This window comes from Pedococcus ginsenosidimutans, from assembly GCF_039544395.1.
In the GTDB taxonomy this organism is placed as follows: Bacteria; Actinomycetota; Actinomycetes; order Actinomycetales; family Dermatophilaceae; genus Pedococcus; species Pedococcus ginsenosidimutans.
On the sequence record NZ_BAABLO010000012.1, the window covers coordinates 423,860 to 435,234 of the forward strand.

The window sequence follows — 11,375 nt, forward strand, 5'->3', positions numbered from 1 at the left end:
GCGTGCGACGACGGCCTGATCGACCGTCAACACCGCACAGGACGCGGAGTCCTGCCTTGCTCGTGCTGCCTACCATCCGGACTTTCACCGTCGGTCCTGGAGTTCCACCAGGTCAACCGGCCGCTGGCTGCGGTCGGGTCGCGGACTGTCACCGCCGGTTCGGAGTTGCACCGACCCCGGAGCACGTGGCTCCAGTATGCCGCCTACCCACGGGAAGACGCAGCACCGGTCCGCGTGACGGTCCTCACCGGGGGGTCAGTGCTGGTGGCGGGTGGCGAGCTCGCGCAGCTCGTCCACGGCGCGGGCGGCGTCATCCGCGCCGTACACGGCAGACCCGGCCACGAACACGTCCGCGCCGGCCTCGGCGCACTGCTCGATCGTCGTGGCGGACACCCCGCCGTCCACCTGGATCCACACCTCGCCGCCGTGGCGCCGGACGGCCTCCCTGACCTGGGCGACCTTCGGCATCTGGTCTGCCATGAACGACTGACCGCCGAAGCCGGGCTCGACCGTCATCACCAGCACCATGTCGAGCTCGGGCAGGAGCGCCTCGTAAGGGGGGAAGGCCGTGCCGGGCTTGAGCGCCATACCGGAACGCGCCCCGGCGGCGCGGATGGACCGGGCGACCTCACGCGGGTCGTGGGCGGCCTCGACGTGGAAGGTGACGGATGACCCTCCGGCCTCGGCGTAGCGCGGCGCCCAGCGGTCCGGGTCCTCGATCATGAGGTGGCAGTCGAGCGGGATCGGGCTGACCTTCGCGAGGGCCTCGACGACGGGCAGGCCGAGGGTCAGGTTGGGCACGAAGTGGCCGTCCATGACGTCGACGTGGGCCCAGTCGGCGTTGCTGATGCGCTGGAGCTCCGACTCGAGGTTGGCGAAGTCGGCCGACAGGATGCTGGGCGAGATCTGCACGGCGCTCACCCTAACGGTCGGCCGCGACCGGTCCGGGACGGGCCGAGCCCTGTCGGGTCGTTGCCGGCTCGGGCCCGTCAGGACTTCCGCAGGAGTGCGAGGAACATCCCGTCCGTGCCGTGCAGGTGCGGCCAGAGCTGGACCGTCGGCCCGGTCCCGGGCACCGGCAGGGGTTCCCCCGAGGCGTCGAGCAGGAAGGGCCGCGCGTCGAGCAGCTCGACGTCGCCGCGCTTCTTGGTCACGTCGCGCACGACGAACTGGGTCTCGGCGAGGTGCGGGCTGCAGGTGGCGTACGCGATGACCCCACCGGGGGCCGTCGCCTCGATGGCCGACGCGAGGAGCTCACGCTGGAGCGCCCCGAGGTCGGCGAGGTCTGCGGGCGTACGGCGCCACCGGGCCTCGGGCCGACGGCGCAGGGCACCGAGGCCGGTGCACGGCGCGTCGACGAGCACGCGCTGGTAGCGGCCGGGCTCGTCCTCCCCGACCGTGCGCCCGTCACCGGTGCGGACCTCGATGGACCGTCCGAGGTGGCCTGCCTGGAGCAGCGCGGGCCGCAGCGTCTGGCGCACGAGCTCGGTCCGGTGCTCGCTGACCTCGTTGGCGGTGAGGTCGGCTCCCGCCTGGAGCGCCAGTGCGGCCAGCAGGCCGGCCTTGCCGCCCGGACCCGCACACAGGTCGAGCCACTGCTCGGGGCCGTCGGCCACGACGGGCACCGCGGCGAGGGCCAGCGCGAGCAGCTGGGAACCCTCGTCCTGCACGGCGGCACGACCCTCGCGCACGGCGGTCACGGCGCCGGGGTCACCGCCCGGGAGCACCGCCCCGACCGGCGACAGCGGTGACGCCTCGGCGCCCGACTCGACGAGCTCCTCGACGCTCGCGAGCCCCGGGCGGGCGACCAGCGACACCTTGGCGGCGGCGTTGTCGGCGGTGACCAGGGCGGTCAGCTGGGCGTCGACGGTCTCAGGCGTCGCGGCACCGTGGCCGAGGAGTGCCGCGCGCAGGGCCCGCACCACCCAGTCGGGGTGCGACTGCTCGACCGAGAGCCGGGCCACGAGATCTCCGTCGACGGGCACGACCTCGGAGAGCCACTCGTCGAGGTCGCGCTCGCTGATGCGGCGCATGACTGCGTTGACGAAGCCGGCCGCGCCGGCGCCGTTCACCTTGCGCGCCAGGGCCACGGTCTCGTCGACCGCCGCGTGGGTGGGCACGCGCATGCCGAGGAGCTGGTGCGCCCCGAGCCGCAGGGTGTCGAGCACGTTGGCGTCGATCTTGGACACGGGTCGACCCGCGGCGACGGCGATGACGGGGTCGTAGAGCCCGTGCATGCGGATGGCGCCGTAGACCAGCTCGGTGGTGAAGGCCGCGTCGCGGCCGCGGATCTGCTTGTCCCGCAGCTCGCGTGGCAGCTCGAGGTTGGCGTAGGCACCGGCCGCCACCGCCCGCAGGACGGTGTAGGCGGCGAGGCGCTGGGGGTCGCTGGTGCGGCCTCGTTCGCTCGGTCGCTGGGCCGAGCGCTGCTGTCCGCCGTGGACGCGCTCGGGGCGCTGACGCCCCTGGGCGTTGCGGCGCCCGCCGCCACCGCGCTGGTTGCCACCGCCGGCGCCGCCCTGTCGGTCGTCGCCTCGGCGGTGGTCGCCTCGGCTGTCGTCGCTACGGCCGTCGTCGCGGGCGGGGCTCATGCTGCTCCTCCGTCGGTGGCCCGGTGGGAGGCGGGCTCGTCAGCCGGGGAGCCTGTGAAGCGCTCGCCCGCGCTGATGCGTACGCCGCGCGCCCAGTCGGCTGCCGCCATCTCCTTCTTGCCGTGCGGGCGGACCAGGGTCAGGCGCACCGGCGTGGTGGCCGTGCCCACCCAGACGTCGCGCTTGCCCGCGTGCAGCTCCCCCGGCGCGAGGTCCGGCACCGGTGCCTCCTCGCCGAGCAGCACCGGCGCCAGCTTGAGCCGCTCCCCCCGCAACGTCGTCCACGCTCCGGGCGCCGGCGTGCAGCCGCGCACCAGGCGGTCGACCGCGACGGCCGGCAGCTCCCAGCGCACCCTGGCGTCGGCCACGTCCAGCTTGGGAGCCAGCGAGACCCCGTCGGAGGCCTGGGGCACCGGCACGAGCGAGCCGTCCTCGATGCCGTCCATCGTGGCGACCAGCAGACCCGCGCCGCCGTCGGCCAGCCGGCCGAGCAGGTCACCGGCGGTGTCGGTGGGCCGCACGCGCTCAGTCATCACGCCGTACACGGGGCCGGTGTCCAGGCCCTCCTCGATGAGGAAGGTCGAGGCGCCCGTCACCTCGTCGCCGGCCATGACCGCGTGCTGCACCGGGGCGGCGCCCCGCCAGGCAGGGAGCAGCGAGAAGTGCAGGTTCACCCAGCCGTGCGTGGGGATGTCGAGGGCCGCCCGGGGCACGAGCGCACCGTACGCAACGACGGGGCAGGCGTCGGGAGCGAGCTCGCGCAGCCGGTCGAGGAAGGCGGGGTCGCGAGGGGTCGCCGGCGCGAGGACCTCGAGGTCCCTCTCCTGCGCCCACCGGCGCACGGGTGACTGGGTGACGGCGCGACCGCGCCCGGACCGCGCGTCCGGCCGGGTGACCACGGCCACGACCTCGTGGCTGGAGGCGTGCAGCGCCTCGAGGGCCGGGACCGCCACCTCGGGGGTGCCGGCGAAGACGAGCCGCACGTCACATACCCCGGCCGAAGGTGGCGTGGGGACTGACCCGCACCGTGGGGGTGGCCTCACCCGACCACTCGGCCTCGCGGATCGCGCGCATGGCGAGCTTGCGCTGCTCACGGTCCATGCGGTCGATGAACAGGATGCCGTCGAGGTGGTCGGTCTCGTGCTGGATGCACCGCGCCATCAGCTCCGAGCCCTCCAGCACGACGGGCTCACCGAACTGGTTGAAGCCCTTGGCCACGACGCTCAGGGCCCGGGGGGTGTCGAACCGCAGGCCCGGGAAGGACAGGCAGCCCTCCTCGCCGTCCTGCATCTCGCTGGACAGGTCGAGGTCGGGGTTGACGAGGTGGCCGAGCTCGCCGTCGATCCAGTAGGTGAAGACGCGCAGGCCCACGCCGATCTGCGGCGCGGCGAGGCCGGCACCGGGCGCGTCCATCATCGTGTCGGTCAGGTCCTTGACGAGCTGGCGCAGCTCGCGGTCGAAGTCGACCACGGGCGCGGCCTCGGTACGCAGCACCGGGTCGCCGAAGAGGCGGATGTTCTGGATCGACACGGCCACAGTCTAAGTGGGCCGCCGGACGCTGCTGCCCACGCCGTGACGGTGGCGGCGGTTTGCCGGTACAACCGGCGTTCGACAGGCGGAGGCCCGGGCCCTAGGGCCCTGTCCTCCACCCTCGCCCCCCACGGACACTGGGGTCGGAGGCAATGGGGATGGCTGAGAGTCGGGGTGTCGCGTTGAGCACCGACCCGCCAAGGGGTGCCGTGAAAGGCCAACCTCGACGGATGGCGATGTCGGCCGCGGGGGTCATGCTGGCGACACTCATGGCGGCCGCACCGGCGTCGGACGACGTCACCTTGGACATCGGCGACACGGCGACCATGGTGGCCCGCGGGGTGGCGCTGAACGTCCCCGTCACCTACAGGTGCACGGTGCCCTATCCCGACCTGTACGTGCACGTCATCATGCTGCACGACAAACGAGCCGTCTGGTTTGAAGGCGGTGCCACGCCAGTGTGCGACGGCACCTCCCGTTCGGTGCTGGTGCGGGTCCGGGTCCTTTCGGGGGACGAACGATTCCGGCCTGGGGCTGGTCTGGTGCAAGCCGACCTGTACTGGTGGCCGGGAGGCCGACTCACCGCTTCACAGGAGGTCCGCATCGTCCGCGGTCCTTGAACCCGAACGCTCTGACGAGACCCGTGCGAGCTGACGCTGCCAATCTGACTCGCCCAGGTCGGATGTCAGTGCGGCAAGAGCCCTCGATGACCTGAGGTGGGGGCAGCAAGTAGAGAAGGAAGGAAAGAGCCATGGAATCGCGTATCAGAAGGCTCAGGGTCGCAGCCGCAGGAGCAGTGCTGGTAGCCACGATGGCGGCTGCACCAGCACTGGCAGACACGGCTTTGCACATCGGCGCGAAGGGCACGCTCGTCGCTCGGGGCGTGGCCGTCGACGTGCCGGTTAGATACACCTGCCCACCGCCGGGGTGGGTTAACCCGAGCAGCATGTGGATAGATCTCTCGCAGGCGCAGGGAAGAAGAGTCGTCGTCGAGTCGGCATCCTGGCTCCCGGTCTGTGACAACCAACCTCATTCCCGCACGGTGCGGGTCCATGTCTCCTACGGGACCGCCTTCAAGCCCGGCACGGCCTTGGCCGAGCTCTTCCTCTACCAAGAGGACAGTCAATACACGTCCAGTCAGATCTCCGTCTCCCGCGAGATCCGGCTGGTCCACTAGCCCGGGCAGACGGACGCGGCCCTAGGAACGGCGTCCACACGGCCGGGTAGCGGCCGGCGCCCCCAGCAAGCATCGCGAGGAATCCGCGCGTTCACGAGGCTGGGTCGGGCGGGTCGACCCGCACCTGCACGCTGACGGGCTCCTTGCGGGCGCTGCGCACGGCCCTCATGGCGGTCAGTGCCGACGTCGCGGCGGCGCGGCGGTCGAGCGGCACCCGCACGAGCACGCGGACGGCGTCGTCGCCCAACGGCAGCGGACCCAGCCGCTCGACGTCCTCGTCGAACCTGGTCTGCGCCACCGCAGCCTCGACCGCACGCCGCTCCCCGCTGACCGCAGCCATGACGACGGTCGGCGGGAGCGAGAGGGCCGCTCGGTCGGCGAGCTCACGCTGCGCGAACCAGGCAGGGTCCCAGCGCACCAGCGCCTCGACCGCGGGGATCGTCGTGTGGCCCGGCGCGCCGCACAGCACGACCTGACCGCCTACGGCGGCTCCCCGGGTCAGCGCCGCGGCCGCGAGCCAGCGCCGCAGGGCCTCCTCCCCCGCGTCGAGCGTCGGGCGGTCGAGCGAGGCCCACGCGTCGAGCAGGAGCGTGGCCGCATAGCCGCCCTCGGCCACCGGCTCGGCACCCGGCGTCGAGATGACCAGGGCCGAGGTGGCCGCGACGGTGTCGAGCACCGCGCCGGCCCCGGACGTATGCACGGGAACCCCGGGGAACGCACGCCCGAGCTCCTCGGCGGTACGGCGCGCACCGACGACGGATGACCGCAGCTCCCGGCCGCCGCACTGCCGGCACTCGAAGCGGCCGACGCCCCGTCCGCACCACCGGCAGGCAGGCTCGGCCGCCCGGCCGCCGACCGCCAGGGGTCCGGAGCAGTGTGTGCAACGGGCAGGGGTGCGGCAGGTCTGGCAGGCCAGGGACGGCACGTAGCCGCGGCGGGGCACCTGCACCAGCACCGGACCGGACTCAAGTGCCGCCTTCGCCGTGCGCCAGGCGATGGAGGGAAGGTGCGCGCTGGCAGCCGCCGGGTCGCGGTCGAGCTCGTGGCCCTCCCCTGCGACACGGACGCGGGGAACGGCACCGCGGACCGACGCCGCCGCGATCGGGCGCAGGGACCCGTCGTCGACCAGCTGCTGGACGGCGACGGTCCGCGCGAAGCCTCCGGACAGGACCGCGGTCCCCTCCACCCGCGCCCTGGTGAGCAGCACCTCACGAACGTGGGGGTACGGCGCGCGCGGCTCGCGGTGCAGGTCGTCACCGTCGTCCCACCAGGCCACCAGGCCGAGGTCGCGGACGGGCGCGAAGGCCGCGGCGCGGGTGCCGACCACCACCGAGACGTGCCCCCTCAGCACCTTGAGCCACGCGGTGTAGCGCGCCTGGGGTCCCTGGTCGGCGGTGAGCCGGACATGGCGCCCCTTGCCCAGGGCAGCCGTCAGCGCCCCGTCGACGCGGGCAACGTCGCGGTGGTCGGGGACGACGAGGACGGCCCCACGCCCCCCGGCGACGGTGGCGGCGGCTGCGGCAGCGAGGGCTGCCGGCCAGTCGGACTCGGGTTCGGTCGTGGGCAGGGCCAGCCACGAGGCCGCTGGCGACTCCCCCGCAGCCAGGCGTGCGACGTACGCGGGGCCGGCCGGGTAGCGGCTCCACGCAGGGCCGGGGCCGTCGGCGGCCGGCAACGGGTCGGGGACGGGGGGTTCGAGGGAGAGCGCCTTCTCCGCGGCGGCGTGGCGCGGGGGCACCGCGAGGCGGAGCACGTCGCCCAGCGTGCCTGCGTAGCGGGCAGCCACCTGCGTCGCGACCTCCAGCAGGGCCGGGGTGAGGACCGCCTCCGGGGACACCACACGGCGCAGCGGGGCGAGCCGGCCCTCGTGGTCGGCTGCCGCCTTGCGCTCGACCACGAACCCGTCGAGGTCCTGGCCCGCGAACCGCACCTTGACCCGGGCCCCGGGCACGGCCGTGTCGGCCAGCGCCTCCGGCACGAGGTACTCGAACGGGCGGTCGAGGTGCGCGAGGCCGGTGTCGACGACGACGGCGGCCACGGGGTCGCTCGCCGCGGCTGCCTCGCCGGCAGCCTTGGCGGCGCGGGGGGCCTTGGGCAGCGCGGTGCGGATCAGCTCCAGCTGCTCGGACCCCGCGTTCTCGCTCACACCGGGAAAACTAGTCGACCCGGCCGACACCCCTGCTGGGCAGGGCGTCGGCCGGGTCGGCTCGTGCGGTCTCGCGGGTGCGGCAGCGCCGGTCAGCCCTTGACGGCGCGCTGCAGCTGCTCGACGCGGTCGATGCGCTCCCAGGTGAACGCGTTGTCGACACCGGCAGCCGAGGTGCGGCCGAAGTGGCCGTACGCGGCAGTCGCCTTGTAGATCGGGCGCAGCAGGTCGAGCTGGTCGACGATCGCGCCGGGGCGCAGGTCGAACACGCTCGTGATGGCGGCCTGGATCTTGTCGACCGGCTCGGTCTCGGTGCCGAAGGTCTCGACGTAGAGGCCGACGGGCTGGGCCTTGCCGATGGCGTAGGCGACCTGCACCTCGCAGCGGCGGGCCAGGCCCGCGGCCACGACGTTCTTGGCGACCCAGCGCATGGCGTACGCAGCCGAGCGGTCGACCTTCGACGGGTCCTTGCCGGAGAACGCGCCACCACCGTGGCGGGCCATGCCGCCGTAGGTGTCGACGATGATCTTGCGGCCGGTGAGCCCGGCGTCACCCATGGGGCCGCCGATCTCGAAGCGCCCCGTGGGGTTGATCAGGCTGCGGTAGGCGGAGGTGTCGAGGTCGGTGCCGGTCTCGGCCAGCTCGGCCAGGACGGGCTGGATCACGTGCTGCTCGATGTCGGGAGCCAGCAGGTCGTCGAGCGAGACGTCGGGCGCGTGCTGGGTCGACAGGACGACGGTGTCGAGCTTGACCGCCTTGTCGCCCTCGTAGGCGATGGTGACCTGGGTCTTGCCGTCGGGACGCAGGTAGGCGACCTGGCCGGACTTGCGGACCGCGGTGAGGCGCTCGGCCAGCCGGTGGGCGAGGTAGATCGGCAGCGGCATCAGCTCGGGGGTGTCCTCGCAGGCGTAGCCGAACATCAGGCCCTGGTCGCCGGCACCCTGCTTGTCGAGCGGGTCGACGCCGCCGGTGCGGTTCTCGTGGGCGGTGTCGACGCCCTGGGCGATGTCGGGCGACTGCTCGCCGATGGAGATCGAGACACCGCAGGAGGCACCGTCGAAGCCCTTCTCCGAGGAGTCGTAGCCGATGCCCTTGATGGTGTCGCGCACGATCTTGGGGATCGGCACGTAGGAGCGGGTGTCGACCTCGCCGGCCACGTGGACCAGGCCGGTGGTGACGAGGGTCTCCACCGCGACGCGGCTGCTGGCGTCCTGCTCGAGCATGGCGTCGAGGATCGAGTCGGAGATCTGGTCGCAGATCTTGTCCGGGTGGCCCTCGGTGACGGACTCGGACGTGAACAGGCGTGCGGACACTCAAATCTCCTTCGAGGAAACGGCGCGGACTGCGAGCCCGCGAGCCACGGCCGCACGGACCTCGCGAGTGTACCTAGGTCACAAGATCTGCTGCACGGCGTCCCACACCGCAGCTGCGACCTCGTCCTTGGGCGCGGGACCTGCGTCGATGACGTGGCTGGACCCCTGCCGCAGGATGTGGATCGTGTTGTCGTCGCGGCCGAAGGTCTTGTCGGTCCCGACCTCGTTGACGACGAGCAGGTCGCAGCCCTTGCGGGCGAGCTTGGCGCGGGCGTGGTCCAGGACGCTGCCCTCGTCGTCGCCGGTCTCCGCGGCGAAACCGACGATCACGGGACTCGCCTCGTCGCCGCGCCGCTCCACGAGCCCGGCGAGGACGTCGGGGTTGCGCACCAGCTCCACGACAGGAGCGGCGTCCGGGTCGGCCGGGTCGTGCGACTTCTTGATCTTGGCGTCGGCGTAGTGGGCGGGCCGGAAGTCGGCGACGGCGGCCGCCATGACGACGACGTCGGCCCCCTCGGCGGCCTCCTCGACGGCGGCCTTCAGCTCCAGGGCCGTGGACACCGGTACGACGCTCACCCCGGGCGGCGGGGCCAGCTCGGTGTTGGCGGACACGAGCACCACCTCGGCGCCGCGGCGCGCAGCCACGGCCGCCAGGGCGTACCCCTGCTTGCCCGAGCTGCGGTTGCCGAGGAAGCGCACCGGGTCCAGGGGCTCACGGGTGCCACCGGCGGAGACGACGACAGTGCGGCCCTCCAGCCCTCCCGGCACCGGGTCGGCTCCGGCCGCGTCCGGGTCCGCAGCGCGAACGGCATGTGTGAAGGCGACTGAGCCATGGGCCGCGTGGGCGAGTATCCGCTCGCACACGGCGTACAGGTCGGCAGGCTCGGGCAGGCGCCCGGGACCGGTGTCGGCGCCGGTGAGCCGGCCGGACACCGGCGGGATCACGTGCACCCCCCGCTCCATGAGCGTGGAGATGTTGGCCTGGGTGGCCGGGTGGTCCCACATCTCGGTGTGCATCGCCGGGGCCACCACGACCGGGCAGCGCGCGGTGAGCAGGACGTTGGTGAGCAGGTCACCGGCCAGGCCGTGGGCGGCCTTGGCGACCAGGTCGGCGGTGGCGGGGGCGACGACCACGAGGTCGGCGGACTGGCCCAGCCGGACGTGGGGCACCTCGTGCACGGTGTCCCACACCCCGGTCGAGACCGGACGGCCGGACAGCGCCTCCCACGTGGGGGCACCAACGAAGCGCAGCGCCGACTCGGTCGGCACCACGGTCACCTCGTGGCCGGACTCGGTGAACAGGCGCAGCAGCGAGCAGGCCTTGTAGGCCGCGATGCCACCAGCGACACCGAGGACGATGCGCGCCACTGCGCTGTCGCTCCCCCGCTCCCTGCTGGGCTCAGCTCTCGATCGGCTCGGAGGTGACCAGGCCCTCGTTGATCTCACGCAGCGCGATGGACATCGGCTTCTCGTGCACCTGGCTGTCCACGAGCGGCCCGACGTACTCGAGCAGGCCCTCCTGCAGCTGGCTGTAGTAGGCGTTGATCTGACGCGCGCGCTTGGCGGAGTAGATGACCAGGGCGTACTTGGAGTCAGCCTTGGTGAGCAGGTCGTCGATCGGCGGGTTGGTGATGCCGATCGGGTTCGCGACGGTTCCAGACACGGGGGAGATCACTCCTGTTGTTGGTTCGGGGGCATGCGTCGTTGAGGTCGCATCAATGATACGAGTTCTTCGGCAGCCCGACGAACATCGTCGTTGACGATGGTCACGTCGAACTCGTCCTCTGCCGCCAGCTCGACCTTGGCGGTCTCCAGACGGCGGGTGCGCTCCTCCTCGTCCTCGGTGCCACGGCCGACCAGCCGGCGCACCAGCTCGTCCCAGCTCGGCGGGGCGAGGAAGACGAACAGCGCCTCGGGCATCGAGGCCCGCACCTGGCGGGCGCCTTGGAGGTCGATCTCGAGCAGGGCCATGCGCTGGTCGCGCAGCGCCTGCTCCACCGGCCCGCGAGGGGTGCCGTAGTGGTTGCGGCCGTGCACCACGGCCGACTCGATGAGCTCGCCGTCGCGCTCCATCCGGGCGAACTCGTCCTCGTCCACGAAGTGGTAGTGGACGCCCTCGGTCTCGCCGGGTCGCGGCGAGCGGGTCGTCGCGCTCACCGAGAGCCACACGTCCGGGAAGTGGTCACGGACGTAGGCGGAGAGGGTGCCCTTGCCGACCGCGGTGGGTCCGGCGAGGACGACGAGCCGCGTCGGGCGGTCCTCGTCGACGGGGGTGGGGCGGCTCACGCCTCGTCGAAGCGGGTGAGCAGCGCCGAGATCTGGTTGGCCCCGAGACCGCGGACCCGGCGGCTCTCGGAGATGCCGACCTCCTCCATGATCTGGCGGGCGCGCACGCGACCGACCCCGGGCATGGACTCCAGCAGGGCGGAGACCTTCATCTTGCCCACGACGTCGTTGTCCTTGCCGTCCGCGATGACCTCCTTGAGGGAGCCCTGCGCGTACTTGAGGCGGTTCTTGACGGCGGCGCGCTCACGACGGGCCACTGCGGCCTTCTCCAAGGCCGCTGCTCGCTGCTCGGGCGTCAACGGGGGAAGTGCCACGGTGTTACTCCTTGTGGG

The 11,375-nt window shown here is 72.8% G+C and carries 12 protein-coding genes and 1 riboswitch; of the genes, 2 read left to right on the forward strand and 10 right to left on the reverse strand.

The features are described from left to right. Window positions 1-59: 59 nt before the first annotated feature. Window positions 60-188: riboswitch (FMN riboswitch) on the reverse strand. Between the two features lie 67 nt (window positions 189-255). The 4 genes from rpe to def form a co-directional block, all read right to left on the reverse strand. Continuing rightward, window positions 256-912 carry a ribulose-phosphate 3-epimerase gene (gene rpe / locus ABEA42_RS16625; protein WP_345504985.1) on the reverse strand — a complete coding sequence of 219 codons (657 nt, stop codon included), beginning with the start codon at window positions 910-912 and terminating at the stop codon, window positions 256-258. Window positions 913-989: 77 nt separating this feature from the next. Then, window positions 990-2,591 carry an RsmB/NOP family class I SAM-dependent RNA methyltransferase gene (locus ABEA42_RS16630; RefSeq protein ID WP_345504986.1) on the reverse strand — a complete coding sequence of 534 codons (1,602 nt, stop codon included), beginning with the start codon at window positions 2,589-2,591 and terminating at the stop codon, window positions 990-992. Continuing rightward, window positions 2,588-3,574, reverse strand: a complete 987-nt coding sequence (gene fmt, locus ABEA42_RS16635) for a methionyl-tRNA formyltransferase (protein ID WP_345504987.1) — start codon at window positions 3,572-3,574, stop codon at window positions 2,588-2,590. Before fmt ends, ABEA42_RS16630 begins: the two co-directional genes overlap by 4 nt. Before the next feature lies 1 nt (window position 3,575). Further along, the gene (gene def / locus ABEA42_RS16640) at window positions 3,576-4,121 is read right to left on the reverse strand and encodes a peptide deformylase (protein WP_345504988.1); all 546 of its coding nucleotides are present in this window, start codon (window positions 4,119-4,121) and stop codon (window positions 3,576-3,578) included. Window positions 4,122-4,351: 230 nt separating this feature from the next. On the opposite strand from def, the gene ABEA42_RS16645 reads away from it, so the two are divergent. Beyond that, window positions 4,352-4,741, forward strand: coding sequence for a hypothetical protein (locus tag ABEA42_RS16645; RefSeq protein ID WP_345504989.1), 390 nt, complete (start codon window positions 4,352-4,354; stop codon window positions 4,739-4,741). 131 nt (window positions 4,742-4,872) lie between these two features. Next, window positions 4,873-5,298, forward strand: coding sequence for a hypothetical protein (locus ABEA42_RS16650; protein WP_345504990.1), 426 nt, complete (start codon window positions 4,873-4,875; stop codon window positions 5,296-5,298). A gap of 91 nt (window positions 5,299-5,389) precedes the next feature. Here the strand turns inward: ABEA42_RS16650 and ABEA42_RS16655 are convergent, their stop codons facing one another. The 6 genes from ABEA42_RS16655 to mihF form a co-directional block, all read right to left on the reverse strand. Then, entirely contained in the window at window positions 5,390-7,444 is a 2,055-nt protein-coding gene (locus ABEA42_RS16655; protein WP_345504991.1) for a primosomal protein N', read from the reverse strand. A 92-nt stretch (window positions 7,445-7,536) separates the two neighbouring features. Next, complete coding sequence (gene metK / locus ABEA42_RS16660) at window positions 7,537-8,757, reverse strand: methionine adenosyltransferase (RefSeq protein WP_345504992.1); 1,221 nt, start codon at window positions 8,755-8,757, stop codon at window positions 7,537-7,539. A 78-nt stretch (window positions 8,758-8,835) separates the two neighbouring features. Then, window positions 8,836-10,125 carry a bifunctional phosphopantothenoylcysteine decarboxylase/phosphopantothenate synthase gene (locus ABEA42_RS16665; RefSeq protein ID WP_345504993.1) on the reverse strand — a complete coding sequence of 430 codons (1,290 nt, stop codon included), beginning with the start codon at window positions 10,123-10,125 and terminating at the stop codon, window positions 8,836-8,838. A 31-nt stretch (window positions 10,126-10,156) separates the two neighbouring features. After that, window positions 10,157-10,420 (reverse strand): DNA-directed RNA polymerase subunit omega, encoded by a 264-nt coding sequence (rpoZ, locus tag ABEA42_RS16670; RefSeq protein WP_056882255.1) that lies wholly within the window; start codon window positions 10,418-10,420, stop codon window positions 10,157-10,159. Window positions 10,421-10,428: 8 nt separating this feature from the next. Next, a complete protein-coding gene (gene gmk, locus ABEA42_RS16675) occupies window positions 10,429-11,043 on the reverse strand; it encodes a guanylate kinase (RefSeq protein ID WP_345504994.1) in 615 nt (204 codons plus the stop codon). Beyond that, complete coding sequence (mihF, locus tag ABEA42_RS16680; protein WP_345504995.1) at window positions 11,040-11,357, reverse strand: integration host factor, actinobacterial type; 318 nt, start codon at window positions 11,355-11,357, stop codon at window positions 11,040-11,042. The genes gmk and mihF overlap by 4 nt, the downstream gene beginning before the upstream one ends. Window positions 11,358-11,375 lie beyond the last annotated feature (18 nt).

Excerpts from the sequence above, each read along its gene's own strand:
- ABEA42_RS16630 (WP_345504986.1), bottom strand. The coding sequence starts at position 2,591 with ATGAGCCCCGCCCGCGACGACGGCCGTAGCGACGACAGCCGAGGCGAC.
- ABEA42_RS16645 (WP_345504989.1), top strand. The coding sequence starts at position 4,352 with ATGGCGATGTCGGCCGCGGGGGTCATGCTGGCGACACTCATGGCGGCC.
- ABEA42_RS16650 (WP_345504990.1), top strand. The coding sequence starts at position 4,873 with ATGGAATCGCGTATCAGAAGGCTCAGGGTCGCAGCCGCAGGAGCAGTG.